At 49.9% G+C, this 24,443-nt stretch carries 31 protein-coding genes and 1 pseudogene; 2 read left to right on the top strand and 30 right to left on the bottom strand.

The genetic code is table 11. The features are described from left to right. The first annotated feature begins 12 nt into the window (after positions 1-12). Both ACN0YN_RS11775 and ACN0YN_RS11770 read left to right on the top strand, forming a co-directional pair. Entirely contained in the window at positions 13-420 is a 408-nt protein-coding gene (locus ACN0YN_RS11775; protein WP_417385198.1) for a hypothetical protein, read from the top strand. Between the two features lie 38 nt (positions 421-458). Next, entirely contained in the window at positions 459-1,001 is a 543-nt protein-coding gene (locus ACN0YN_RS11770) for an SMI1/KNR4 family protein (RefSeq protein ID WP_417385197.1), read from the top strand. A gap of 44 nt (positions 1,002-1,045) precedes the next feature. On the opposite strand, the gene ACN0YN_RS11765 is transcribed toward ACN0YN_RS11770, so the two are convergent. From ACN0YN_RS11765 to rpoC, 30 genes and pseudogenes are all read right to left on the bottom strand, one after another. Beyond that, entirely contained in the window at positions 1,046-1,639 is a 594-nt protein-coding gene (locus ACN0YN_RS11765; RefSeq protein ID WP_417385196.1) for a putative metallopeptidase, read from the bottom strand. Positions 1,640-1,934: 295 nt separating this feature from the next. After that, the gene (locus ACN0YN_RS11760; RefSeq protein WP_417385195.1) at positions 1,935-2,669 is read right to left on the bottom strand and encodes a bL17 family ribosomal protein; all 735 of its coding nucleotides are present in this window, start codon (positions 2,667-2,669) and stop codon (positions 1,935-1,937) included. 80 nt (positions 2,670-2,749) lie between these two features. Next, positions 2,750-3,766, bottom strand: a complete 1,017-nt coding sequence (locus ACN0YN_RS11755) for a DNA-directed RNA polymerase subunit alpha (protein WP_417385194.1) — start codon at positions 3,764-3,766, stop codon at positions 2,750-2,752. A gap of 122 nt (positions 3,767-3,888) precedes the next feature. After that, entirely contained in the window at positions 3,889-4,269 is a 381-nt protein-coding gene (gene rpsK, locus ACN0YN_RS11750) for a 30S ribosomal protein S11 (protein ID WP_291168279.1), read from the bottom strand. Positions 4,270-4,423: 154 nt separating this feature from the next. Beyond that, complete coding sequence (gene rpsM / locus ACN0YN_RS11745) at positions 4,424-4,810, bottom strand: 30S ribosomal protein S13 (RefSeq protein WP_417385193.1); 387 nt, start codon at positions 4,808-4,810, stop codon at positions 4,424-4,426. 63 nt (positions 4,811-4,873) lie between these two features. Beyond that, positions 4,874-4,990 carry a 50S ribosomal protein L36 gene (gene rpmJ, locus ACN0YN_RS11740; protein WP_002649734.1) on the bottom strand — a complete coding sequence of 39 codons (117 nt, stop codon included), beginning with the start codon at positions 4,988-4,990 and terminating at the stop codon, positions 4,874-4,876. A gap of 259 nt (positions 4,991-5,249) precedes the next feature. Continuing rightward, entirely contained in the window at positions 5,250-6,614 is a 1,365-nt protein-coding gene (gene secY, locus ACN0YN_RS11735; RefSeq protein ID WP_417385192.1) for a preprotein translocase subunit SecY, read from the bottom strand. Between the two features lie 128 nt (positions 6,615-6,742). Continuing rightward, positions 6,743-7,195: a 50S ribosomal protein L15 gene (gene rplO, locus ACN0YN_RS11730; RefSeq protein WP_417385191.1), complete on the bottom strand. Its 453-nt coding sequence runs from the start codon at positions 7,193-7,195 to the stop codon at positions 6,743-6,745. Then, positions 7,195-7,674: a 30S ribosomal protein S5 gene (gene rpsE / locus ACN0YN_RS11725; protein WP_417385190.1), complete on the bottom strand. Its 480-nt coding sequence runs from the start codon at positions 7,672-7,674 to the stop codon at positions 7,195-7,197. The genes rplO and rpsE overlap by 1 nt, the downstream gene beginning before the upstream one ends. A gap of 36 nt (positions 7,675-7,710) precedes the next feature. Then, on the bottom strand, positions 7,711-8,076 hold the full coding sequence (gene rplR / locus ACN0YN_RS11720; protein WP_417385189.1) for a 50S ribosomal protein L18: 366 nt from the start codon (positions 8,074-8,076) through the stop codon (positions 7,711-7,713). Positions 8,077-8,159: 83 nt separating this feature from the next. Next, entirely contained in the window at positions 8,160-8,705 is a 546-nt protein-coding gene (gene rplF / locus ACN0YN_RS11715) for a 50S ribosomal protein L6 (RefSeq protein ID WP_417385188.1), read from the bottom strand. Positions 8,706-8,771: 66 nt separating this feature from the next. After that, positions 8,772-9,167, bottom strand: a complete 396-nt coding sequence (gene rpsH, locus ACN0YN_RS11710; protein ID WP_417385187.1) for a 30S ribosomal protein S8 — start codon at positions 9,165-9,167, stop codon at positions 8,772-8,774. Positions 9,168-9,251: 84 nt separating this feature from the next. Further along, positions 9,252-9,797 carry a 50S ribosomal protein L5 gene (gene rplE, locus ACN0YN_RS11705; RefSeq protein ID WP_417385186.1) on the bottom strand — a complete coding sequence of 182 codons (546 nt, stop codon included), beginning with the start codon at positions 9,795-9,797 and terminating at the stop codon, positions 9,252-9,254. Positions 9,798-9,859: 62 nt separating this feature from the next. Then, positions 9,860-10,213 (bottom strand): 50S ribosomal protein L24, encoded by a 354-nt coding sequence (gene rplX / locus ACN0YN_RS11700; protein ID WP_417385185.1) that lies wholly within the window; start codon positions 10,211-10,213, stop codon positions 9,860-9,862. A 2-nt stretch (positions 10,214-10,215) separates the two neighbouring features. Then, positions 10,216-10,584 (bottom strand): 50S ribosomal protein L14, encoded by a 369-nt coding sequence (gene rplN / locus ACN0YN_RS11695; RefSeq protein ID WP_417385184.1) that lies wholly within the window; start codon positions 10,582-10,584, stop codon positions 10,216-10,218. A gap of 110 nt (positions 10,585-10,694) precedes the next feature. Then, positions 10,695-10,928, bottom strand: a pseudogene (rpsQ, locus tag ACN0YN_RS11690) (30S ribosomal protein S17); the annotation flags it as partial. 22 nt (positions 10,929-10,950) lie between these two features. Continuing rightward, the gene (gene rpmC / locus ACN0YN_RS11685; protein ID WP_417385183.1) at positions 10,951-11,160 is read right to left on the bottom strand and encodes a 50S ribosomal protein L29; all 210 of its coding nucleotides are present in this window, start codon (positions 11,158-11,160) and stop codon (positions 10,951-10,953) included. 90 nt (positions 11,161-11,250) lie between these two features. Then, the gene (rplP, locus tag ACN0YN_RS11680) at positions 11,251-11,670 is read right to left on the bottom strand and encodes a 50S ribosomal protein L16 (protein WP_081459651.1); all 420 of its coding nucleotides are present in this window, start codon (positions 11,668-11,670) and stop codon (positions 11,251-11,253) included. Then, positions 11,609-12,310: a 30S ribosomal protein S3 gene (gene rpsC, locus ACN0YN_RS11675; RefSeq protein WP_417385182.1), complete on the bottom strand. Its 702-nt coding sequence runs from the start codon at positions 12,308-12,310 to the stop codon at positions 11,609-11,611. The genes rplP and rpsC overlap by 62 nt, the downstream gene beginning before the upstream one ends. A gap of 79 nt (positions 12,311-12,389) precedes the next feature. Then, positions 12,390-12,716 carry a 50S ribosomal protein L22 gene (gene rplV / locus ACN0YN_RS11670; RefSeq protein ID WP_417385410.1) on the bottom strand — a complete coding sequence of 109 codons (327 nt, stop codon included), beginning with the start codon at positions 12,714-12,716 and terminating at the stop codon, positions 12,390-12,392. Between the two features lie 97 nt (positions 12,717-12,813). After that, entirely contained in the window at positions 12,814-13,080 is a 267-nt protein-coding gene (gene rpsS / locus ACN0YN_RS11665) for a 30S ribosomal protein S19 (RefSeq protein WP_002649717.1), read from the bottom strand. Positions 13,081-13,143: 63 nt separating this feature from the next. Then, positions 13,144-14,001 carry a 50S ribosomal protein L2 gene (gene rplB / locus ACN0YN_RS11660; RefSeq protein ID WP_417385181.1) on the bottom strand — a complete coding sequence of 286 codons (858 nt, stop codon included), beginning with the start codon at positions 13,999-14,001 and terminating at the stop codon, positions 13,144-13,146. Between the two features lie 80 nt (positions 14,002-14,081). Next, positions 14,082-14,390, bottom strand: coding sequence for a 50S ribosomal protein L23 (gene rplW / locus ACN0YN_RS11655; RefSeq protein WP_417385180.1), 309 nt, complete (start codon positions 14,388-14,390; stop codon positions 14,082-14,084). A 52-nt stretch (positions 14,391-14,442) separates the two neighbouring features. Continuing rightward, positions 14,443-15,072, bottom strand: a complete 630-nt coding sequence (gene rplD, locus ACN0YN_RS11650) for a 50S ribosomal protein L4 (RefSeq protein WP_417385179.1) — start codon at positions 15,070-15,072, stop codon at positions 14,443-14,445. 54 nt (positions 15,073-15,126) lie between these two features. Continuing rightward, positions 15,127-15,816 carry a 50S ribosomal protein L3 gene (rplC, locus tag ACN0YN_RS11645; protein WP_417385178.1) on the bottom strand — a complete coding sequence of 230 codons (690 nt, stop codon included), beginning with the start codon at positions 15,814-15,816 and terminating at the stop codon, positions 15,127-15,129. 159 nt (positions 15,817-15,975) lie between these two features. Further along, the gene (rpsJ, locus tag ACN0YN_RS11640; RefSeq protein ID WP_002649712.1) at positions 15,976-16,308 is read right to left on the bottom strand and encodes a 30S ribosomal protein S10; all 333 of its coding nucleotides are present in this window, start codon (positions 16,306-16,308) and stop codon (positions 15,976-15,978) included. 272 nt (positions 16,309-16,580) lie between these two features. Continuing rightward, positions 16,581-18,680 (bottom strand): elongation factor G, encoded by a 2,100-nt coding sequence (fusA, locus tag ACN0YN_RS11635; protein ID WP_417385177.1) that lies wholly within the window; start codon positions 18,678-18,680, stop codon positions 16,581-16,583. Positions 18,681-18,870: 190 nt separating this feature from the next. Then, positions 18,871-19,350 (bottom strand): 30S ribosomal protein S7, encoded by a 480-nt coding sequence (rpsG, locus tag ACN0YN_RS11630; RefSeq protein WP_417385176.1) that lies wholly within the window; start codon positions 19,348-19,350, stop codon positions 18,871-18,873. A gap of 89 nt (positions 19,351-19,439) precedes the next feature. Further along, entirely contained in the window at positions 19,440-19,811 is a 372-nt protein-coding gene (gene rpsL / locus ACN0YN_RS11625) for a 30S ribosomal protein S12 (protein ID WP_002649821.1), read from the bottom strand. 228 nt (positions 19,812-20,039) lie between these two features. Next, a complete protein-coding gene (gene rpoC, locus ACN0YN_RS11620) occupies positions 20,040-24,401 on the bottom strand; it encodes a DNA-directed RNA polymerase subunit beta' (RefSeq protein WP_417385175.1) in 4,362 nt (1,453 codons plus the stop codon). Between the last annotated feature and the right edge of the window lie 42 nt (positions 24,402-24,443).

Raw genomic sequence — 24,443 nt, 5'->3', positions numbered from 1 at the left:
GATGGTATTCCCATGCAGATCTTTGAAACCGAATTAGAATCAAAAATCAAAATCAGAGCCTACAGCAACCTGCAGTCCTTTACCTACGAAGGCGGTGTGGCAATCGGAAAACAGAGCCGGGAAAGAGTGAGCCGTAAACTGACGATCCTCAACAGACAGGCGAAACAGATTGTAGAAAATGCCCCCGTTTATGATCTACTTCCCCCCGAAACAGCCATGGAGCAACGAGGCTGGCTGTTGCCTTACTTCACTTTCATCACCTGGTTCGAATCGGATTATACCGGAGGTGGAGACTACCATGGCACGCATCTGGCTGTGATCCACTTTCAAAATACAAATCATCCGATCTTCGATCAGATATCAGAACAGCAGCTGCAACAGATCGACTGGACCAACATGGCCAGCGGATTTCTCTACTGACACGACGTATCATTCCAATCCGAAGTGGGAGAATCACAATGACTCAGGCGCACTGGAAGCATCTGCTCGAAAGACTTCAAATCGATTCCGATAGAAATGACATAAAACCTGTAGACCAATTATCCCTTAGCAAGTTTGAAAGCACCTCTGGTTTAAAACTGCCATTCAGTTTCCGATCTTACTGCCGTGTATTTGGTGCAGGACAAATCGGCAACTTGTTTAACATCGCTGTCCCTGGATACTCTGGCGGTTCTCTCACATATTCGGTCGAATATCTCTCGAAATCACAAATTGATCTTGCGTATCAGTTCGCAGAATTAGGAGTTGATGCTGCCCAAATCAAACGCAGCATATTCTTTAGTCTGGATATTATAGGTTCCAATCATTTCTTTGATCCTTTAGAAATCACAAATTCCATTAAGAATGAATATGCGGTTTTTACATTATTCAGAAGCTGTGAAGTTCAAAGATCTGCAGAGAATTTCCAAGAGTTTCTGACAGAATACTGCCTGGGGAACAAATGCTCTTCCCTGATTAAAGACATTCGCATTCCCGACCAAGTATTTCGGCCTGTGAGCTAGCAGACAAGCCAAGAATTGACTCCAATTTGATCGAAGAATGTCACTCATGCAATCCGAGAGTCACCCACGGGAATCAGCTTGGGAATCGGGATCTGCAATCCCACCACGCCGCCATGTTTTTTCTGCAGAGTTGTGAAACGGCATTTCAGAAATGCGTATAACTCGGGAGGCGGGTTCAGCTTCAGATACTTTTTCACCAGCACCGCCATGTGGGCATCGTACTCTTTCTGGCTGTGAGAATGCACGTGGTAATGACCTTCCAGGCGACGGATGTCGCCGTCGAAGGCGGGACTGATGTGATACAGTTCGTGTACCACGGTGATCAGTTTTTCTTCCAGGGAATGATTCAGAAAGCGAGGCAGGTAGAAGGTCAGGATATACAACATCTCCTGCTGGTCCTGGTAGATGCGCTGCACCGTCCATTTGCGACCATAGCGGGTCGTCTGCAGATCGCCATTCTCGAACCGGAGCGGCGTCAATTTCGCCTGCATGCCGTAAGGCACGTTGCGTCGGGCCTGGGCAAAGGCAACGGCAACGCGGTCCATGTTGACGTGATGAAACTCGGGCAACCGACGCGAAATGTCGCGGCACAGATGATACATGGCGTGACTGAAATTGAAGGGCTTCTTTGTTGACATGCTGCGTCAGAATCCTTTCCGCGACAACTTCACAACAATGCTGGAACACACGCATTTGACCATCGCCACACTCAATCTATCTCTGCAGTCCCGATACCATTACAGACGCGACAGTCAAACTGGCCGTCATCCGGATCGGTTCTCTACTTTTCAAACGCTGCATTGACCAGACAGGCTGACTGAGTCCGGTACGTAAAAAAAGCTAAGAGTATTTTCGATCATTTGAAATACTCTTAGCTTGTAAATATTAGCGAGAACCGGAAATTCCGCATAGCCGAATTCGGCAGGCGAAAGTTTACGCTTCTTTTTCTTTGTCTTCTTCTTCAGCGGCTTCGCTGTCGGCTGCTTCAGCACTGGCTTCAGGAGCTTCATCAGCGGCGGCTGTTTCTTCTGCTTCGGTTTCAGCAGCTGGTTCTTCGCTGGCTGTTTCGTCGGCAGGAGATTCTGTTTCTTCAGTGGCTGCTTCGCTGGATTCGAGTGAAGTACTGCGTTTGACAGGTTTCACACGATCACGTTCGCCTACGAATTCGATGATGGCCTGCTCGCCGGCATCACCCAGACGAACGGTTGCCAGACGAACGATGCGGGTGTAACCGCCGGTCCGTTCTTCGAAGCGTTCTGACAGTTCGTTGAACAGGATATCAACGGCTTCATTGTCACGCAGGTCAGCAAAGGCCCGACGACGGTAAGTCAAAGCGGGAGCCATGGCCTGGTTCCACTGATTCCACTGATCTGACTCACGCCAGGTCTTCCACTCGCTGGAGTTCTTTTCAGCATCAGTTGCAAACTGAGCTGCGTTTTCCAGGTGTGGCTGAGCCTTTTTGCCGAGTGTGATCAGCTTTTCAATGAAAGGACGCAGTTCTTTGGCTTTCTGAACGGTCGTAGTGATACGGCCAGGAACCTTAGGTGCGTTTTCTGCTTCCTCATCAATCCGGACGGTCTTAATGAGGCTCACCGCCATATTGCGGAACATAGCCTTACGGTGTGATGCATTGCGGCCTAATTTTCGGCCTCTCATTCGGTGTCGCATGACTTAACTCTGAATTATTCTGATTGCTGAGAGTAAAAGACTCGTTGATTCTATTCTGGCAACGCGAAAATCAATTGTGATTAACGCGATTGTGAGGAAGAGCTGGGGATCTTCATTCCCAGACGCAGGCCAATCTGGTTCAGTCTTTCACGAACTTCAACCAGGGTGGTTTCCCCAAAGTTACGAACATGTAATAAATGATCTTCTGATTTTCCAACCAGGTCGCGGACGGTGTTGATGCCTTCCGATTCCAGACAGTTGGTCGCACGGACAGACAGGTTCAGTTCGGCCAGGCTCTGGTTGAGTTTTTCTTCCAGTTCCAGGTCGATCGGAGCGTAACCGGTCGTATCCAGCATTCCCTTGAGACCACCTTCGGGCGGCATTTCCGGGCCGGGCTCGCGGTAGGTAATGAAGGGATTGAGGTGCTTACGGAGAATCTTGGAAGCTTCCACCAGAGCCATGTCTGGCTTGACAGTTCCGTTGGTCCAGATTTCCAGGATCAGTTTATCGTAGTTGGTACGCTGACCAACACGGGTATCTTCAATTTTATAACGCACACGCACAACAGGTGAGAAAGTGGCGTCCAGAGGAATCACACCGACTTCGGTTTCATGCTGGGCATGTTCTGAAGCGGGAGTATATCCGCGGCCGTTCTCAATGGTCAGTTCCATGTTGAGAGGAACATCGTCGGTCATGGTGGCAATCACCAGGTCTTTGTTGATGACTTCAACCTGATCGTCGGTGATCACGTCAGCACCGGTCACAACACCCCGCTCATGCTTTTCAATTCGCAGAGTCTTGGAAGTGGAGCTGGAATTCTTGACGATCAGAGATTTCAGGTTCAGGCAGATCTCGGTGATGTCTTCGACCACACCGGGGATCGTTGTGAACTCGTGCTGCACACCCTGAATTTTCACGCGGGTGACCGAGCTGCCTTCCAGGCTGGAAAGCAGGATTCGTCGCAGACTGTTGGCAATGGTTGCACCGAATCCACGTTCGAATGGTTCGGCTACAAACATACCATAAGTTGATGTCATTGAGTCCCGATCAGGGATGACACGGCTTGGTAATTCCAGTCCTCGCCAACGGATTCGCATTGAAATAATCTCCAAAGAACACAGTCAATAGAACATGATGTTACATCAATGTTCCAGTTTATTATAAATCCAAATGTGTTGCAGCTGCCGAAGCGGCTCGCGATGTTACCAGAAGGACTGGCTCAGACACGTCGTTTTTTCGGGGGACGACAGCCATTGTGTGGCAGCGGGGTGATATCTTCAATCGCACGGATCGAGATGCCTGCTGTCTGTAAACCGGTGATGGCACTTTCCCGTCCGGAACCTGGTCCCTTGACGCGAATTTCCATTTCTTTCACACCGAACTTGGATGCTTTTTCAGCACAGATTTCTGCAGCCCGCTGGGCAGCAAACGGAGTGCTCTTGCGGCTGCCTTTGAACCCGGAGGTTCCTGCAGTGGCCCAGCAGAGCACGTCACCGTTTAAATCGGTAATCGTAACAGTGGTGTTGTTAAACGTTGCTTTGATGTAAGCAATCGCTTTTGTGATGTGACGTTTCACTTTTTTTCGTTTGACTTTAGCCACTCTGCTACTCCTGATGTTTCTGTCAGCCAGGCTTCAGAAACTGAAACTCATGATTTGTGATGTTTTAATCTCAGGTCGTCACAACTGAAAACGACCTCGCTCTGATCTTTATCTTTACACGACACAGGCAACCGAACCCAGGGGATTCACAGGCCTAGTGGCGGGCATCCTTAACACCCTTCTTACCGGCAACGGTCTTCTTACCACCTTTGCGGGTACGGGCGTTGGTCTGTGTATTCTGTCCGCGAACCGGCAGTCCACGACGATGACGAATACCACGATATGACTGAATGTCCCGCAGACGGGCAATATCCTGAGTCGTGGCACGACGCAACTGCCCTTCAACGGAATACTCGGTATCCAGCAGGTTCACGATCCGGCTCAACTCGTCGTCGGTCAGATCTTTGGCTTTCAACTGAGGATTGATACTTAGCTTGTGGCAGATATCAAGCGCTGTCACTTTTCCGATTCCATACAGGTAGGTCAGGGAAACATAAACAGGCTTTTCGTTCGGAATATCAACACCGAGAATACGTGGCATTTTTAGTTCACTCCGCTGGATTTAAAAACTGAAGTCAAATCAATGAAACTGAATTCGAGACGATTAACCCTGACGCTGTTTATGGCGTGGGTTGGAAGAGCAGATCACATAGACACGCCCTTTTCGCCGAATGACTTTACAGTTTTCACAAATCCGCTTAACACTGGCTCGGACTTTCATCGTACTACGACTTCTCTATCTAACTTTGGTTCACGATATAATCGAGATAACAAAAGGCGAAAATCAGGTTTCCGCTGAATGTAACTCGTGTAAATTTAATTATTTAGGCCCATAAAATGAGCAAAACTCCGGCTTCGTATCAAACCTGTACAATTTCCGAAGCGGAGCGAATCAGGAAATTATAAACGCCGCGAACGTGAATCGACAAGCGAAACGCACCTTTTTTGGTGAATTTCGCCATGACTCACCCGTTTAACCTTTACAGATCGCTCTCAAGTAATCCTGAATAGTTTCGCATCACCAGGTGACTGTCAATTTTATTGACCAGGTCCAGCACCACGGAAACCACAATCAGTAATCCGGTTCCACCGTAAAAACTCGCCACCAGGAAGTCGACCCCTAACCAGGTGGACACCAGCGTAGGAATAATCGCTACCAGAGACAGGAACGCGGCACCCACGTAGGTAATACGAACCATCACCTGCTCCAGATAGGCGGCTGTTCGTGCCCCTGGACGATAGCCGGGGATAAACGAACCGTAATCTTTCAGGTTTTCTGCCATATCTTTGGGATTAAAGGTAATCGCCGTCCAGAAGTAGCAGAAGAAGTAAATCAGGATGACATAAGACATTGTGTAAACAAATCCACGGCTCATCGGCTGAAATGCTTCATCGAGCATTGCCCAGAATGTAGAAGTGGAAAAGTACTGGCTTAAGCCATGGAATAAAAAGTAAGGGAACATCAGCAGACTGGAAGCAAAGATGATCGGCATCACACCAGCCTGATTGACACGTAAAGGCAGCGACTGTCGCTGACCGCCGGAAACTCGACGACCACGTACGTGTTTGGCGGATTGAATCGGAATACGACGCTGTCCCTGAGTAATCGCAATCACCCAGACCACCACAAAGACGAACACCAGAGCCAGAATCAGCAGGCGATCGATACCAGTATCGGTCCCCAGAGCGATCCCCTTCTCAAAGGCTGGTTCGATCAGACTCCAGCCGGCTTGAGGCATGCGAGCCAGGATCCCTGCCATAATCAGCAGACTGATCCCGTTACCAATGCCGTAAGCATCGATCTGCTCACCAATCCACATCAGGAAAACCGTTCCTGTCGTCATGGTGATGGTTGCCACGATCTGGTAGTACAAGCCCTGGTAACCATCCAGAATCAGGCTGGTTCCGGAGCCAAAACCACCAGTCAGCGTGCGTATCCAGAAGAAACTCTGCACCAGACAGATAACGACCGTGGCGTAACGTGTATATTCATTAATCTTCTTCCGGCCCGCTTCTCCTTCTTTCTGGAGGCGCTCCAGGGGCGGATAGACCGTCCCCATCAACTGGAAGATAATCGAAGCAGAGATATAAGGCATAATGCCCAGACCAAAGATCGTACTCTGGCCGATATTTGAAGCGGAGAACAGGGAGATGACCTGAATCACCTGTCCGATTCCCCCCTGCTGGCTTTGCAGATCCGTCAGGGTTTCAGCAAGCAAAGCCTGATTGACGAAAGGCAAAGCAATCCAGAAACCCATACGGTAAATGGCCAGCAGTCCCAGCGTCAGTACAATTTTTTTACGAAGCTCGGGAATTTTGAACAGAACTAATAATTTACCGAGCATAAGTAGCGATCCTTTGTGTCATAATTCAGCAGGTAATGATTTTGACTTCGTTTGGGATTTTAGCGAATCCTGAACAAAAGGGGAATCGTATTCTTGGCTGCTGAGATCAAGTCCTTGAATGAAATTACTTATGACAAAACGCGACTGACTGATCCGCCGGCTGCCTGAATCTTGGATTCGGCAGAAGCAGAGAACAGGTGAGCGGATACGGTGAACTTTTTGGTCAGATCTCCGTTGCCCAGGATTTTGACCTGATCGAAACGACCTTTGGCCAGACCTTTTTCAGCCAGCACTTCAGGTGTGATTTCTGCACCGGCGTCAAATGCCTGCTCGAGAGCAGCCACATTCACAACCGCGACTTTTTTCGCGAACTGCTTGTTATTGAAACCGCGTTTTGCGACCCGCATTGCCAGAGGAGTCTGTCCCCCTTCAAAGCTGGTACGTCGCGAAGAACCGGCACGGCTGCCATAACCTTTATGACCGCGGCTGGAAGTCTTACCGTGTCCTGAACCAGGACCACGGCCGACGCGTTTTTTCTTTTTATTCTTCTGTATTCCGCGATGGACGTCATCAATAATCATTAGACTTCAACTCCTCTCAAACGTGCAATATCATCCCGGGTTCGCAGTTTTGAGAGTCCATCGATGGTGGCTTTCACAACATTGATTGGATTATTGGAACCGCGACTCTTTGTATAAATATCAGTAATACCGGCGGCTTCAACCACAGCTCGCACACCAGCACCGGCAATAATACCTGTACCAGGACGGGCGGGTAACAACAGCACGCGGGCAGAACCGAAACGGCCTACCACTTCGTGGGGTACCGTATTATCAATAATGTTGGCTTTGATCATACTGCGGTTGGCCTGCTTGACGGCTTTATCGACTGCCAGTGGCACTTCGATGGCTTTGCCATATCCCCAGCCGACCCGGCCTTCTTTATCGCCTACAACAACCAGAGCGGTAAAGCTGAACCGACGCCCCCCTTTGACCACACAGGCACAACGGCGGATCTGGATGACTGTTTCTGGCGTTTGTTTTGTCGCTTCTTTTGACACGGTATCTTCTCCAACCCGTATTGAGTGTTGTCTCTATTAAAAATCCAGTCCGGCTTTGCGGGCAGAATCAGCCAGGGCAGCAACTCGCCCGTGGTAACGGTAAGGGCCACGATCAAAGGCGACTTCCTTAATCCCCTTCTCAACAGCTCGTTCGCCAATCAACTGACCCACTTTTTCCGCAGCGGCGATATTTCCACCATTTTTAATCTCGCCGGCCAGACTTTTGTCTTTTGTGCTGGCGGAGACCAGTGTCACACCAGCTGTATCATCAATCAGCTGAGCGTAGATATGGTTGTTACTTCGATAAACAGACAAACGTAAACGACCTGTCTTACGAACCGTATTGCGAATGCGGAACGAGCGTCGTTGTTTCTGCTTTTTCAGTGTTTTTTCTAGTTTCATTTTACCGTCATCTTTTAAAAAACAGTATCACCTGAATCTCAGGCCGCTGACTGACTGCTTAAAACAGGCAGGTGAAGATTGTACTAGTTCGCGAATGCCTTACCAGCTTTACGCCGTACATATTCACCTTCATAACGAATCCCTTTACCTTTGTAAGGTTCAGGCGGACGTACGCTACGAATATTTGCTGCAAACTGACCGACTGCATGCTTGTCTGCACTGGTCAGGACAATATTGGTACTGTTAGGTAACTCGCAGATCACACCTGAGGGAACTTCCAGCACGATGGTGTTGGCAAACCCGACCTGCAGGCTCAGCTTGTTTCCATTCAGAGTGGCCTGGTAACCAACACCCTGAATTTCCAGTTTCCGTACAAACGGAGTTTCCACACCCTGAACCATATTGGCGATCAACGCCCGGGTCAGGCCATGCAGAGCACGACTTTGACGGGCATCATCAGGACGAGTCACATTGATTTCATTCGTTTCCGAATCAAGTTCTACCTTCATTGATGGATGAAAAGCAAAGGACAGATCACCATGTTTTCCTTTGACGGAAATTGCGGTGTCGTCAACTTTGACTTCCACTCCAGCAGGAACGGGAACTGGCTTTTTACCGATTCGAGACATAGCTTCAAATTCCAGTTAAATTAAAGGCACTCAAACAGAGTTTGTCTGCCTGGATAAACATCTATATTACCAGATGGTGCAGAGTAATTCGCCGCCGACACCCTCTTGTTTTGCTTCACGATTGCTCAGAACACCCTTGCTGGTCGAAAGAATGCTGACTCCCAGACCCTGGAGAACTTCCGGCATGGATCGCAGGTCCTGGTAGTTACGACGACCTGGTTTACTTTCGCGATAGATCTTCTGAATTACACGTTCCCCGTTGGGACCGTATTTCAGATTCACCCGCAAAACGTTCTGGGGGCTGTTTTCGATTACTTCATAGTCCCAGATGTAACCTTCCCGCTGCAAGGCACCTGCAATGGCAACCTTGATTTTGGAAGCAGGAATATCAACATAAGGCCGTTCAATCTGCAGTGCATTACGAATTCGTGTCAGCATATCTGCAATAGGGTCTGTCATCATTAGCTGGCTACCCTCACTTTAATTCTCCGACAATCTACCATTCAGGTGATACTGTTATTACTTGTATAGACAATTCAAAACGGGTTATTTACGAAACGGCATTCCCAGCTCTTTTAACAGAAGAAGACCTTCTTCGTTGTTATTCGCTGTGGTCACGATCGTAATATTCATACCCTGTGTATTTTTCACGGAATCCGGATCAATTTCCAGGAAGACCAGTGATTCATTCAGACCCAGGCTGTAGTTCCCTCTGCCGTCGAAGGCTTTAGGATTGATCCCGCGGAAGTCGCGAACACGAGGCAGAGCCAGTGAAATCAGACGTTCCAGGAATTCATACATCCGGTTACCACGCAGGGTCACCCGGCAACCTATTTCCTGACCTTCACGCAGTTTGAAACCGGCGACTGACTGGCGGGCACGGGTAATCTGTGATTTCTGTCCGGCCAGTAATGTCAGGTGATCTGCAGCTTCCGTCAGACGTTTCCGGTCCTGGTTGGCGGCACCGATCCCCATGCTGATCACTACCTTCTCAATCTGAGGCAGTGAATGCACATTGGTACGACCCAGCTGTTCTTTCAGGGCTGGAACAATCTCTTCACGATATTGTTTTAATAATGTTGGTATTGCCATTGTTTTTTTCAGACTGGCCGAACTTCGGAACAATCTTCCTTACTGAAAACTACAAAATCTGTTTACTGTTTCTGGTATTTTGCCTTCGCAGGACTGATGGTCCCCAGCGACGCACTGCACTTCTTACAGAATCGTTCCTTGCTGCCGTCAGCTGTATAGCGATAACCAACACGGGCTGCTGAACTACAGGCTTCACAATAAAACTTCACGTTTGAAATATCGATCGGCATTTCCACTTCAAGACGTCCCCCCTGAGGACTCTTGGGATGGCCGCGTTTTACATGCTTGAATACCCGATTCACATTTTCCACGGTCAGCTTTTTACCGCCGTCTACTACCTGTAATACTTTCCGGGGAGTATCGCCTGCATCTGCTCCGGTGATTACAATCACTGAATCGCCACGTCGTATCTTCATTCTCAGACTACCTCGTTTGCCAGGCTAATAATTTTCATATATTTGCGTTCGCGAAGCTCTCGAGCCACAGCGCCAAAAATACGTGTTCCTCGAGGATTTCCCTCGCCGTCGATCAAAACCATTGCATTGCGGTCGAACTTCACATAGCTGCCATCATCGCGACGGCAGGGATATTTGGTTCGAACAATCACGCCACGTAATACCTGACCTTTTTTAATGTTACTGCCAGCCAGAGTTTTCTGGATGCTGACGACAATCACGTCGCCGACTTCAGCAGTTCGTCGTCCGGTTCCGCCCAGCACTTTAATGCAGCGCGCAACTTTGGCACCCGAATTATCACATACATCCAGATCGGTTTGCATCTGAATCATGGCTTTGCCTGTTCCTTATCAACCAAAAGATGAGGGCTACCTGATCTTTGTCTTTGTACTGTTAAACGAATCCGATATCGCGGTCAGACGGAAATGAATCAGTCCTGTTTCTTCTCGACAACCCGGATTAAATCCCAACGCTTTGTTTTAGAACGGGGTCGACTTTCGATGATTTCGACAGTGTCCCCTTCCTGTGCTTCATTCTTTTCGTCATGCACGTGACAGACAGTCCGGCCACGCACGGTTTTGCCGTACAGTGGGTGACGGTATCGTCGCTGAATTTCGACTCGTAAAGTCTTGTCCATTTTTGAACTGGCTACAGTGCCTGTCAGTATTTTTCGCATTTTCTTACCTCAACGAGCCTGCTTAAGCATTATTCTGCTGACTTAATTCGCGTTCGCGACGGATTGTCTGAATTCGAGCAATCTCGCGTCGGAGCCGCTTAATGTTACTTGGTGCATCAAGCCGCTCCGTTGCTGCCTGGAACCGCAACTGAAACAACTCTTTTTGTGTTTCCTGCAGAGCGAACGTCAATTGCTCGTCGTTCATCTCGCGTAATTCACTCGCTTTGGTCATCAGTAAAACCCAATGATGTTTTTCGGTCTGCCAGCATCAGACTGACAGGACCGAAGTGATGTAATTGATAATAACCTGTAATCAACCAGCTTAGATGGAAGGCCGACGTTGAATCAGCTTCACATTCACTGGCAACTTGTGTGCAACACGCGCGAAACAGCGTTTGGCTGCTTCATGCGAAACGCCAGCCAGTTCGAACAACACAGTGCCCGGCTTGATGACGGCTACCCAGTGATCCGGTTCCCCTTTACCCTTACCCATACGGGTTTCCAGAGGTCGGGATGTAACCGACTTCTGCGGGAAGATCCGGATATAAAGTTTACCTTCACCTCGAACATATTGTGTGGCTGCAATTCGGCAAGCTTCAATGGTTTGTGCTGTTATGTGCCCAGGGTCCAGAGATTGTAAGCCCCATTCACCAAAGGCAACAGTGTTACCACGTGTCGCATTACCTTTTATGCGTCCTCTTTGGCTTTTGCGGTGCTTGACCCGCTTTGGCATCAGAGCCATCGCGATTCTCCTCATCTGAATAATCACCAAGGTCGATCCAAACTTTCACTCCGATAACTCCGAAGGTGGTGTGTGCCTCGCGGAATCCGTAGTCAACATGACGTTGCAGAGTCGACAGTGGAATGGAACCACGGCTTGCTTTTTCACGCCGTGACATTTCTGCTCCACCCAATCGACCGGAAAGCTCGATTTTAATTCCATGAACGCCCGTTTCCATTACCTGGTCCAGGGCACGTTTAATGGTTCGACGGAAGCTACCACGCTTTGATAACTGCTGAGCAATATCTTCCGCAACCAGAGCTGCACTTTGCAGTGCATTGTCTACTTCAATAATCTTCAGTTCCATCCGGCGACCGGTCAGATCTTCCAGTTCCGCTTTCAACCGGTCCACTTCCTGCCCTTTACGACCAATAATGATCCCCGGGCGGGCTGTGAATAAATGCACGACAACCTGGTCGCGAGTTCGTTCGATCTCGACCTTGGGAATGCCGGCAAATTTGTATTTTGTCTGGATAAAGTTTCGTACTTTCTGATCTTCAACCAGTAGTGCCCCAAAGTCTTTCTTGGAGGCATACCAACGACTTCTCCAGTCTTCTACCACGCCGACTCGAAATCCGGTTGGTCGAACTTTTTGCCCCATGATACAGGTTATCCTTTAAGTATTTCTGATTGAGTTTCAGTTATTTGTGACAACAGTCAGTTAAAAGTCAGGTCAGTTCCTAAGGCAGCTCAGGAGCTTCAATCGAAACATGAATGTGTGACATACGACGACGAATCGTGTAAGCCATACCCCGGGCACGAGGCTGAATGCGTTTGAACATCGGACCGCCATCAACGCGGGCTTCTGTGATCTTCAAACCTTCAACATTGCGAGCACCCTTGTCTTCAGCATTTGCCATCGCGCTCTTGATGACCTTTTCAAGGAAACGTGCTCCCCGGTTTGGAATGTACTTCAACGAATCCAAACCTTCTGAAGCTGTCATACCTCGCACCAGGTCTGCAAAAGGACGAACCTTTGTTGCTGAAATTCGTGCAAATCGATGCATTGCTCGAACTTGCCCCATGACAATTACTCCACTTCACTATTGCATAATTCTATCGGTTATCGGCCATCACAGCCGCAACAACAACAAACACAAACGCTTATTTTTTCTTCATCGTATGACCACGGAAGTTGCGGGTCAGCGAGAATTCACCCAGCTTGTGACCAACCATTTCTTCCGTTACATAGACGTTTAAGTGAGCGCGCCCGTTATGCACCAGGAATGTATGACCTACAAACTCCGGAGCAATCGTTGAAGCACGAGCCCATGTTTTGATCGGTGTCTTTTTACCCGACTCGTTCAACTTCTCAATCTTCTTAAGAAGCTTAACGTCAACATATGGCCCTTTTTTCAGAGAGCGACCCATAAAACTTGTCCTCAATTATCGAAAACAGATAGTTATACTTTAAAACTTGAATGAACGTACAAATCAGAGCTTCAGCTGGCCATAACGACGTGACTTGCGACGTCGAATGATGGCTTTTGAAGAAGCTTTTTTCTTCTTCCTGGTCTTTCCGCCTTTGGACAGTTTACCAGTCGGACTACAGGGGTGACGACCTCCCGAGTTACGACCTTCACCACCACCCATCGGGTGAGCGACCGGGTTCATACAGGTACCACGCACATGAGGACGACGTCCCAGCCAGCGTTTACGACCTGCTTTCCCTAATACAATCTTGGTATGCTCTGAGTTACCGATCTCACCAATCGTGGCACGACAGGAACTGGGGATACGACGAACTTCGCCAGAAGGCAGAGTCACCTGTGCCCAGTTTTCTTCACGAGCATTCAACACGGCAGAAGTACCAGCACTGCGACAGAGCTGACCACCACGACCGGGCTGCATTTCCACGTTATGAATTGTTGAACCCAGGGGAATCGCAGACAGAGGCATGCAGTTCCCGACGTTTGGTTCTACTTTATCTCCACTGACTACGGTATCACCGGCTTTCAAGCCTTCCGGAGCCAGAATGTATCGCTTTTCACCGTCAACATAATGCAACAGGGCAATCCGGGCCGAACGGTTCGGATCGTATTCAATCCCATTCACCTGGGCAGGCACACCATCTTTGGTACGACGAAAATCGATCAGACGATACATCCGCTTGTGTCCGCCGCCACGATGACGAGCAGTGATCACACCCTGGTTATTCCGTCCGCCTTTTTTCTTGTACCGTACCAGCAGGGATTTCTCAGGAGCTTTTTTACGATCTGTAATCGCTGCAAAATCGCTCACCGATGCACCACGCCGACCTGGTGTTGTTGGCTTGTAGAATCGGATTCCCATAATTTAGTTCCTCAATTTTTTTGTTGGCTTCAAAACCAGATTACGAATTGTTTTGACTGACACCCTACACAAAATACGGCTTAAAAGAATGAAATACGATCATCCTCATGCAGCTCAACAATCGCCTTCTTCCATGATTTTGTATATCCAACTTTATACTTATGTCGCCGTGGCTTACCGCCTCGATTCTGTGTGCGAACAGAAACCACCCGCACATTCCACAATTCGGACACAGCTTTTTTGATATCTGTTTTTGTAGCAGACTTATCTACTACAAACGTGTACGCATTATAAGACTCAGACAGGTGAGTCCCTTTTTCTGTCACCAATGGCCGGATGACGACCTGATACGGCTCCAGCTGAACGCCTTTATTTGAACCATCCGACATAACAACTAACCTCAATACTCAGACTGGATGACTAAACTGAAAACCCTGTAAACTAACCTTCAACCCGACCCAACAGACTATCCAGGGCCGACTTGGTCAGAACCATCTGCCGCTGATGCAGAACATCATAAGCATTCAGGTCGCTGGCAGGGGAAACCTGGACTCCTGCGATATTGCGGGCAGACTTCCATACTACAGGATCGTGCCCTTCAATAGTCAGCAGACAGCTGGTGCTGGATAACCCCAGAGCCTTCAGCACGCCTGCGACTTCTTTTGTTTTTGGAACCTGCAACGCCAGTTCATCGATCAGCGTTACCTGCTCATCTTCAAACTTACTCAAGATCGCCATACGGGTTGCCAGCTTGACAGCCTTCTTAGGCAGACGATAGCTCCAGTCCTTGGGAGTTTTCGCAAAAGCATGACCACCACCACGTCGTACGGGAGTTCGGGATGCACCAGCTCGGGCACGCCCTGTCCCCTTCTGACGGAACAGCTTCTTGGTACTTCCCACAACCATTCCACGACTTTTTGTTTTGGAAGAACCAATTCGCTTATTCGCCTCATACATCACGACTACATCGTGCAGTAACTGGCGATTGATTCCATTGGCTAATTCGGTGGACTCAAACTCGTATTTGCCCACTTCTTTGCCAGCTTTATCTTGAATTGCAACAGAAATCATTTCGACACCATTTATATAAGGCAGAATTATCTTTGTACTTCAAACACTCAAAAACTAATACTTGTTAGTATGACGAATCACCAGATCGCCCCCATTCGGGCCTGGCACGGCACCCCGGACCAGAAGAACTCCGTTCTCCTCATCAACCCGGACTACTTTCAAATGTCTGACAGTAATCTGCTTACCACCATATCGACCACCCATTCGCGTACCCTTCATAACACGGGAAGGATCCGCACTCTGACCAATCGAACCACCGTGACGGTGAACTCGTTTCACACCGTGAGAGGCACGCTGACCAGAGAAATTATGTCTTTTCATTACACCGGCAAAACCACGACCTTTGCTGGTCCCGATGACATCGATGTGAGTCACGTCAGCAAAAACGGAAACCGTCAGTTCGCCACCGACTTCGCAACCATGGTCTTCACCATCGGTACGAAACTCTTTTACAAACCGTTTTGGCTCGCAACCCGCTTTATCAACAGCAGCAACGCCGGACTCAGTACGTTTCTTCTGACGCTTACTGTCCAGTGACGCAACATGTCCACGCTCACTACGAGCGGCCAACCGGCGTGGCTTATCTTCAAAACCAACCTGAACCGCCTCGTAACCATCCGTGTCCAAAGTACGAACCTGGAGCACATGGCAAGGACCAGCCTGAATCACAGTGACCGGGACCATAACCCCGTCATCATAAACTTGCGTCATTCCGACCTTTTTACCCAGCAGACCGACAGGCATACTCATCACCCTTAAACAACGGGAACAAAGCCTCCATGAACACTGCCCTCAAGACAGCAGGAAGCATAGCACCACCAGCTATAAGCTGGATCCCTAAACAATCAAGCGACACCGGTACTGAACCGACACCGCGAGCATCATAACGAAAACCGAAAAAGACTAGTTTCCGCCAGCGGACGCCTTAATTTTAATATCAACCCCAGCAGGCAACGACAATTTATTCAAAGCATCAATTGTCTTACCAGTTGGAGACAAAATATCAACCAAACGCTTATGAGTCCGAATTTCAAACTGCTCACGAGATTTCTTGTCGATGTGCGGCCCTTTCAGAACCGTATATCGCTCAATTCGTGTTGGCAACGGAATAGGGCCATGCACGATCGCACCGGTTCGCTTCGCGGTATCAACAATATCTGCTGCCGACTGATCCAAAACGGAGTGATCATAAGCTTCCATGCGAATTCTAATTCGCTCTTGACTCGCAACGGCCACCAATAATTTCCTTCAATAAAATTAGACTCTTACCCCGTTTAGACAATTCTCTCGCACGGGGAAGCGAGCAATACTAATGAGACCTTCACCGCTTGTCAACAACCCCAGTTCAGCTTAAAACGCTTTTTCTGAAATTCTGACTTCTTCACCAGGAAAGGACATCAGTTACTGTTCATCTGAATTCTGTCACGCAGTTTTCAAATTCGCAGAGGAGACAAGTTACACACTCGTCCGCTGGATACCAAGCGTCCAACCCCATGATTTTTCAAAAATTATCCAATCATCTCTTTTAAGACGCTCGGAGGAGCCGGTGCATACTTCAAAGGCTCCATCGAGAACGAGGCACGCCCCTGCGAAAGGCTGCGAATCTGGGTAGAATAACCAAACAACTGTGATAATGGCGATTCCACTTCCATCACACACAGATCCCCCCGCCATTCGCTGTTCAACACATTGGCATTCCGCGAACTGAGATCCGCCTGAATATTTCCACGAAACTCATCGGGCGTCACGACTTCCATCTTCATGATCGGCTCCAGCAACTGCATTTTCGCATCCATGATGCAACCATGCAGTGCTTCCGAAACAGCCGCTTCGACCGCAGCATCATTCGTCTCCCCTTCGCGGGCATGCGCTTCCAGCACGGTAAACTGCACATTCATCAGAGGAAACCCAACCTGTCCGCCGCCGTCAACACCCATCCGTAACGTATCCATCATGACCTTGACCAGGCCTGGATCCAGGTCTTCCGGCTTCAACTTACTGATAATCGAAACGGGCGACTCACCCTTGAACGGCTCCAGACGCAGCTTCACGCCGAAATACATATTCCCATTCGCTGACGGACGATTGAACTCAACGCTTTTTTCGACAGCAGCGGCAACCGTTTCGCGATAACTGACGCGCGGCTTATGCACACGCACGCTCAAATTGAATTCCTTCTGCATCCGGTTCCGCAAGACCTCCAGGTGCAGTTCTCCCATACCCGACACAATCGTCTGGCCGGTCTCTTCGTTGGGGACCGCCTTGAACGTCGGGTCCTGCCGGGACAGCTTTACCAGGGTCTCTTCCAGTTTTTTTCGATCCGCACTCGACTCCGGTTCCACGGCCATCGAGATCACCGTCTCGGGAAACGAAATACTTTCCAGCAGAATCGGATGCTTGATATCACACAGCGTATCGCCGGTAACCGCATCTTTCGGCCCGATCACGCCGGCAATATCGCCGGCATCAATACTGTCTGTTTCCACTTTTTCCCGCGCATCTGCATGCACACGCCAGAGCTGGCTGATCAATTCTTTCTTACCGGTCCGCGCGTTCAACAACCGCGTGCCGCTCTTCAACTGGCCCGAGTAAACACGGATAAAACACAAATCGCCGTGCCTGTCGGTCTGAATCTTGAAGACCAGTCCACACATCGGCTCATCCACCGAAGTCGCCCGTGTTTCGGGTTCTCCCGCTTCACCGCCACGCTTTTTCGGCACAGGATTAATTCCCTCAACAGGAGGTCGATCCAGCGGACTGGGTAGAAACTCGCCGACGGCGTCCAGCACCGGTTGCACGCCGATAAAATTCAAGGAAGAACCACAGAATGTAGGCTGCAGATCACCCCGCAATGTCGCCTCTCTCAACAGACGCAGCAGATCCTCTTCCGGAATATCTTCGGTCTCGTAATACTGCTCCAGCACCTTCTCATCCAGCTCGGCTACCGCCTCCAGCATCTTGCTCCGCCACTCCTGGGCCTCTTCCAGACACTCGTCCGCGATGTCACGCACTTCGAAACTCGCGCCCATTGACTCCTTATCGTAATAGAGCGATTTCATTTTGATCAGATCGATCACACCTTCGAACGAGACTCCTGTCGAAGTCGACCCTTCGCCAATGGGAATCTGCAGCGCGACAGGATTCGCGCGCAGACGGCGTTTGATCTCGTCAAACGTGCGAGTAAAACTGGCGCCGATGCGATCCATTTTATTAATGAAACAGATACGGGGCACATTGTATTTATCCGCCTGCCGCCAGACAGTCTCACTTTGTGCCTCGACCCCTTCCATCGCGCTGAATACCACGACGGCACCGTCCAGCACACGCAGACTGCGCTCGACTTCGGCCGTAAAATCGACGTGTCCCGGCGTGTCGATGATATTGATCGAGTACCCTTTCCAGTGACAGGTAATCGCAGCCGAATAGATGGTAATTCCCCGCTTGGCCTCTTCTTCATCGAAGTCGGTCGCGGTGGTTCCTTCATCGACACCGCCGGGCCTGTGCACAACGCCTGCATAATACAGAATTCGCTCGGTGGTCGTGGTCTTACCGGCGTCAATGTGAGCGATAATTCCGATGTTTCTGATATGATCTATTGAAGCTGACATCTTCCCTGTAATCCCATTCACAAAATTGCCAACATGCTGTTCAGACAGCAACGCATCATTTCTGTCTGAAATCCAACTTACACAAACCAGATCTTACATTTTCCGCCTTTGCCGTGGATCAAAAAAAAAGACGCACAAAGTAATGGCGCGAAAGCCATACCAGTGCGTCTTAATGATCGATTAACTTACCTTAGCGTGAGAAGGCGAAGTGAGCAAATGCCTTGTTCGCTTCAGCCATACGATGAATATTCTCACGGGTTGTCATGGCTGTCCCCTCTTTCTTGTGAGCGGACAGAATTTCATCGGCCAGACGAACTTCCATCGGACGTCCCTTCTTGCCACGGATCGCAGCCAGAATCCAGCGAATGGCCAGAGTCTGCTGACGCTTGGGGTTGACCGGTGTTGGAACCTGGTAAGTCGCACCACCGACTCGCTTGGAACGAACTTCCACACTGGGCTTTACATTTTCTACAGCCTGTGTGAAGACTTCGATCGGCTCAACATCGGGAACCTTTTCCTTGATTCGATCCAAGGCATCATAAAAGACGTTTTGAGCAACGCTCTTCTTACCATCGTGCATCAGGCAGTTAACAAACTTGGAAGCCAGCAGCGAATTGAACCGCGGATCTGGCTTCAACTGAGTCGCACTGGCTGTAAACTTCTTGCTCATCCCAACTTTTCCTCTGACAGTAATTTCAGTGCCCGGCAGAACACTGACAAATGTGATCAAATATTAAATGTAAGCGTTAAAACCAAGGACTACTTAGGACGCTTGGTACCGTAACGGCTGCGTGCCTGACGACGATCATTCACACCCAGTGTATCCAGAACACCACGAATGACCTTGTATCGTACACCCGGCAAGTCGCGAACACGACCACCACGCACCAGCACGATCGAGTGCTCCTGCAGGTTGTGACCTTCACCCGGAATATAAGCTGTCAGTTCTTTCCCGTTAGAAAGACGGACACGAGCCACTTTACGCAAGGCGGAGTTCGGCTTTTTCGGGGTGACGGTTTTCACCTGCAGACAGACCCCACGCTTCTGCGGACAACCTTCCAGCAGAGGAGTTTTACTCTTGGAGATCTGTTTTTTTCTTGGCTTACGAATCAACTGATTAATCGTTGGCATCTGAAACAATCCATCTTCGTTCAAAACTTGAACTACAATAAACACTTCTATTTACATGCAGTCATCGAAACAAATGACCACTTTATTCGCTTCTTTTCCGTACCTCTCACCCGAGACAGGAACGGGACAATGTATCCAGCCCAAACGCATCCGTCAAGTCTCACACCAGATCGAATTTCTGATCAAATGCAATCGACTCTTCCGCAATATCGTTCGGACTGCTACATCTTATTCTTCATACGGATTCGGACTGGGGGGAGTATTTTCCACTGAGGTATCAGCCCCACCCTGCCCATAATCTTCTACTTCCTGACCGCCTCCCAGAGGAACCGGTTTATCAGGCGTTACTTCGTTCAGCAGGCTCATGCGAGCTGCCAGAATCCGTTCTTTTTCTGCTTTCAGTTCTTCCAGAGCTTCCGGACGAATTCGTACTTCTGCAGTCTGATGCTGGTAGAAACCAGTTCCTGCCGGCACGAGGTGACCCAGAATCACGTTTTCTTTCAGACCAACCAGGTAGTCGACCCGACCTGCCAGAGCAGCTTCGGTCAGCACCTTGGTGGTTTCCTGGAAACTGGCTGCCGAGATAAAGCTTTCGCTCTGTACGGAAGCCTTGGTAATCCCCAGCAGCTGCGAACTGGCGGATGCCGGTCGCGGCTTGGTGAAGCTAGCCGGACCCTGTCCTGCCAGTTCGACCTGGGCATTTACTTCTTCAATTGTCGCCAGTGGTACCAGGTCGCCAGGCTGGAAGTCGGTATCACCCGAATCCACCACTTTGACACAGGCACTGGTTTCTTCGTTGATCTGCTGGAAGGTCAACTTGTCAAGCACGATGCCCGGCAGCAGATTGGTATCACCCACATCTTCTACCATCACCTTGCTCAACATGCGGGAAATAATGATTTCCAGATGCTTATCGTCGATCGTCACACGCTGTGCACGATAGACGTTCTGAATTTCATGCAGCAGGTACTGCTGAACCGCTTCGGTACCACTCACACGCAAAATGTCGTGAGGAACCAGAGGACCACGCACCAGAGCGTCGCCGGCTTTCACCAGGTCTCCTGCGTGAACCAGCAGATGCTTACCGTGAGGAATGACGTGTTCCACTTCGGTTCCGTCTTCGCCACGCACAATCACGATTCGTTTACCACGTTTCTTTTCTGGAACGAATTCGACTTCACCGTCGATTTCCGCCAGAACGGATGGGTCTTTCGGACGACGTGCTTCAAACAGCTCCGTCACACGAGGCAGACCACCGGTAATATCCTGGGTACCGGAAGATTCACGTGGGTTCTTCGCCACCACGGTTCCCGCGGTGATCTGTTGCCCTTCATCCACTTCGATACTTGCTTTTTCAGGCAGGTAGTAGAAGTCGAGAATTTTTCCGGTGCCGTCTTCGATGATAATCTGCGGATGCAGCTCACCTTTATGTTCAATGATCGAACGTCGAACGTGACCACTGGGGTCCTTGTCCGTACGAATGGTCTTACCTTCCACACACTCTTCATAACGGACACGACCACCGACTTCGGCCAGAATCGAGATGGAGTGCGGGTCCCACTGACAGATAACCTGACCTTCGGTCAGCTCATCGCCTTCGTTGACCATCAGAGTGGCACCGTTGGGAATGGTATACCGTTCGAGTTCACGTCCCTTGGGATCGTTGATCACGACTTCCCCGTTTCGGGTCAGCACAACGCTCAGACCATCATTGTTAACCACAGATCGGATGCGGGCAAATGTTGCCTTACCGGCACGACGGGTACGAATTTCGTTTTCTTCCACTTCGCGGGAAGCGGTACCACCGATGTGGAACGTACGCATGGTCAACTGAGTACCAGGCTCACCCACACTCTGTGCAGCGATAATACCGACGGCCAGACCTTCTTCCACCAGCGAACCGGTCGACAGGTCCATCCCGTAACACAGACGACAGAGACCCAGTGAAGATTCACAGGTCATCGGGCTGCGTACCTGGATTTTCTCCAGACCCATTTCTTCAATCCGGCGGGCGATCTCAACGGTGATCAGTTCGTTTTCACGCACAATCACTTCGTCGGTAATCGGGTCAACGATGTTGGTACGACTGACACGACCACGGATCGCATCGGTCAGACTCATTTCAACCTTCTCACCACGATAGACCACCCCACGGGTCATACCCTGGGTTGTACCACAGTCGTGTTCGGTGACGACCACGTTCTGACAGATATCTGCCAGTTTACGTGTCAGGTAACCTGAGTCCGCTGTTTTCAGAGCGGTATCGGCCAGACCTTTTCGTGCACCGTGAGTTGAGCTGAAGTACTCGAGTACGGTCAGACCTTCACGGAAGTTCGCCTTAATGGGAGTTTCAATAATTTCCCCACTCGGCTTGGCCATCAGACCACGCATACCACCCAGCTGACGCATCTGTTCGATACCACCACGAGCACCTGAGTTTGACATCAGATAGATCGGGTTCACGTACTTACCTTCTTCGCGGTAGTCGTTTTCCAGCTCGTGCATCATGGAGGTCGTAATCAATTCGCGGGCGTGAGTCCAGGTATCGAGCACCTGGTTGTAACGCTCTTCCGCAGTAATCAGACCACGGTCATACAGTTTGTTTTTCTGCAGAACCGTCTTTTCGGAATCACCAATTACCTTGGCCTTGTTGGGCGCGGTTTTCAGGTCGCTGGTCGCGAAGGACAGACCGCTCAAAGTTGATTCCCGGAAACCGGTCTCTTTCATCTTGTCGAGCAGGTTAATGGTTTCCCGCCGCCCCAGTTCCAGATAACAGTCGGAGATCACGTTGGAAAGATCGCGACCTTTCATGGTCAGGTTATAGTAGGCCATCTTCCGAGGCAGAATGTCATTGAAGATCACACGCCCGACGGTTGTTTCAATCAGGCCACCCATCTTGAAATCGTCTGCGCCGTCACCTTTAATCCGTTTATCGGAAGGCATACGCACTTTGATAATCGCGTGACGATCGAGGCGACGCTGCTGGAAGGCGGCGTGCACTTCGTTCACACAGGAGAAGACCATCCCTTCCCCTTTCCGCTCAGTCTTTTTGAGCGTGAGATAGTAGCAACCCATCACGATATCCTGTGAAGGACGAATAATGGGAGCACCATCGGAAGGACTGAAGATGTTGTTCGTCGCCAGCATCAGCGTGGTTGCTTCCACCTGGGCTTCAATAGAAAGCGGCAGGTGAACGGCCATCTGGTCGCCGTCGAAGTCGGCGTTGAAACCGCCACATACCAGCGGATGGACGCGGATCGCGTTTCCTTCCACCAGGATCGGTTCAAATGCCTGGATCCCCATACGGTGCAGAGTCGGTGCACGGTTCAGCAACACAGGATGATTCTGAATGACTTCATCGAGAATATCCCAGACGTCCTCATCTTTACGTTCCAGCATGCGCTTGGCAGACTTGATCGTGTCGGCATGGCCGCTGTCTTTCAGACGACGAATGATGAACGGCTGGAACAGTTCCAGCGCGATTTTCTTAGGCAGACCACACTGATGCAGTTTCAGCTCGGGGCCCACCACGATCACACTTCGTGCTGAATAGTCAACACGTTTACCCAGCAGGTTTTCACGGAAACGTCCCTGCTTACCTTTAATCATGTCGGTCAGCGACTTCAGCGGACGGTTGGAAGAACCCAGCACCGGACGTTTGCAGCGGTTGTTGTCGAACAACGCATCGACCGACTGCTGCAGCATGCGTTTTTCGTTACGCACGATGACTTCAGGTGCATTCAGGTCAACCAGTTTTTTCAAGCGGTTGTTCCGGTTGATAATACGACGGTAGAGGTCGTTCAGGTCGCTGGTCGCGAAGTTACCGGAATCCAGCAGAACCAGCGGACGCAGGTCGGGAGGAATCACCGGAATGACTTCCAGTACCATCCACTCAGGGCGGTTGTCACTGTCGCGCAAAGATTCCACAATCTTCAGACGCTTGATGTAGTCTTTACGTTTCTGCTGGCTGGCGGTTTCGAACAGGTCCTTACGGAGCTGGACTGACAGCTCAACCAGGTTCAGGTTCATCAACAGCTTCTTGATGGCCTCTGCACCCATTTCGATTTCGAAGGCGCCGGGACCATACTTGGCCTGGTTCTGGCGTGCTTCTTCTTCGGTCATGGTCTGGCACATTTCCAGCGGGGTATCACCGGGATCGGTGACGACGTAATCCTGGAAGTAAACGACCTTCTCAAGAGCCGTTGTCTTCATATTCAACAACGCACCCAGACGGCTGGGCATGGATTTGAAGAACCAGATATGCACGATCGGTGCAGCCAGTTCGATGTGTCCCATACGTTTTCTACGGACGCGGCTGTGAGTCACTTTCACACCACAACGGTCGCAGATCATCCCTTTGTACTTCATACCGCGGTATTTTCCGCAGGCACATTCCCAGTCTTTTTCAGGACCAAAAATCCGCTCGCAGAACAGACCATCCCGCTCAGGGCGGTAAGTTCGATAGTTAATGGTTTCCGGCTTTTTGACTTCGCCGAATGACCAACTCCGAATATCATGAGGACTGGCCAGCCCAATTTTCACTGAACCGTAATCGTTAATTCGCTCGTAAGCTGTTTGTGCAACACTCACTGTGCACGCTCCTTATTTTCTGAACTAATTATGATCAGACAT

The organism is Gimesia sp. (assembly GCF_048260065.1).
Classification (GTDB): domain Bacteria; phylum Planctomycetota; class Planctomycetia; order Planctomycetales; family Planctomycetaceae; genus Gimesia.
Note: the sequence above shows the minus strand (reverse complement) of the source record. Positions and strands in the feature narration are given on the sequence as shown.

Bases quoted from the DNA above. Each gene is read 5' to 3' on its own strand.
- rplV (WP_417385410.1), bottom strand. From the start codon at position 12,716: ATGCATCGATTTGCACGAATTTCAGCAACAAAGGTTCGTCCTTTTGCA.
- rpmC (WP_417385183.1), bottom strand. From the start codon at position 11,160: ATGACCAAAGCGAGTGAATTACGCGAGATGAACGACGAGCAATTGACG.
- rpsL (WP_002649821.1), bottom strand. From the start codon at position 19,811: ATGCCAACGATTAATCAGTTGATTCGTAAGCCAAGAAAAAAACAGATC.
- ACN0YN_RS11775 (WP_417385198.1), top strand. From the start codon at position 13: ATGCAGATCTTTGAAACCGAATTAGAATCAAAAATCAAAATCAGAGCC.
- ACN0YN_RS11770 (WP_417385197.1), top strand. From the start codon at position 459: ATGACTCAGGCGCACTGGAAGCATCTGCTCGAAAGACTTCAAATCGAT.
- rpsG (WP_417385176.1), bottom strand. From the start codon at position 19,350: ATGAGCAAGAAGTTTACAGCCAGTGCGACTCAGTTGAAGCCAGATCCG.
- rplO (WP_417385191.1), bottom strand. From the start codon at position 7,195: ATGATTATTGATGACGTCCATCGCGGAATACAGAAGAATAAAAAGAAA.
- fusA (WP_417385177.1), bottom strand. From the start codon at position 18,680: ATGTCAGCTTCAATAGATCATATCAGAAACATCGGAATTATCGCTCAC.
- rplE (WP_417385186.1), bottom strand. From the start codon at position 9,797: ATGGCAATACCAACATTATTAAAACAATATCGTGAAGAGATTGTTCCA.
- rpsH (WP_417385187.1), bottom strand. From the start codon at position 9,167: ATGATGACAGACCCTATTGCAGATATGCTGACACGAATTCGTAATGCA.
- secY (WP_417385192.1), bottom strand. From the start codon at position 6,614: ATGCTCGGTAAATTATTAGTTCTGTTCAAAATTCCCGAGCTTCGTAAA.
- rpsM (WP_417385193.1), bottom strand. From the start codon at position 4,810: ATGCCACGTATTCTCGGTGTTGATATTCCGAACGAAAAGCCTGTTTAT.
- rplX (WP_417385185.1), bottom strand. From the start codon at position 10,213: ATGAAGATACGACGTGGCGATTCAGTGATTGTAATCACCGGAGCAGAT.
- rpsS (WP_002649717.1), bottom strand. From the start codon at position 13,080: ATGGGTCGCTCTCTGAAAAAAGGGCCATATGTTGACGTTAAGCTTCTT.
- rplC (WP_417385178.1), bottom strand. From the start codon at position 15,816: ATGCCTGTCGGTCTGCTGGGTAAAAAGGTCGGAATGACGCAAGTTTAT.
- rplR (WP_417385189.1), bottom strand. From the start codon at position 8,076: ATGAAACTAGAAAAAACACTGAAAAAGCAGAAACAACGACGCTCGTTC.
- ACN0YN_RS11760 (WP_417385195.1), bottom strand. From the start codon at position 2,669: ATGCGACACCGAATGAGAGGCCGAAAATTAGGCCGCAATGCATCACAC.
- ACN0YN_RS11765 (WP_417385196.1), bottom strand. From the start codon at position 1,639: ATGTCAACAAAGAAGCCCTTCAATTTCAGTCACGCCATGTATCATCTG.
- rpsC (WP_417385182.1), bottom strand. From the start codon at position 12,310: ATGGGGCAAAAAGTTCGACCAACCGGATTTCGAGTCGGCGTGGTAGAA.
- rplP (WP_081459651.1), bottom strand. From the start codon at position 11,670: ATGGCTCTGATGCCAAAGCGGGTCAAGCACCGCAAAAGCCAAAGAGGA.
- rpmJ (WP_002649734.1), bottom strand. From the start codon at position 4,990: ATGAAAGTCCGAGCCAGTGTTAAGCGGATTTGTGAAAACTGTAAAGTC.
- rplN (WP_417385184.1), bottom strand. From the start codon at position 10,584: ATGATTCAGATGCAAACCGATCTGGATGTATGTGATAATTCGGGTGCC.
- rplD (WP_417385179.1), bottom strand. From the start codon at position 15,072: ATGATTTCTGTTGCAATTCAAGATAAAGCTGGCAAAGAAGTGGGCAAA.
- rplB (WP_417385181.1), bottom strand. From the start codon at position 14,001: ATGGGAATCCGATTCTACAAGCCAACAACACCAGGTCGGCGTGGTGCA.
- ACN0YN_RS11755 (WP_417385194.1), bottom strand. From the start codon at position 3,766: ATGCGAATCCGTTGGCGAGGACTGGAATTACCAAGCCGTGTCATCCCT.
- rplF (WP_417385188.1), bottom strand. From the start codon at position 8,705: ATGTCTCGAATCGGTAAAAAGCCAGTTCCCGTTCCTGCTGGAGTGGAA.
- rplW (WP_417385180.1), bottom strand. From the start codon at position 14,390: ATGTCGGATGGTTCAAATAAAGGCGTTCAGCTGGAGCCGTATCAGGTC.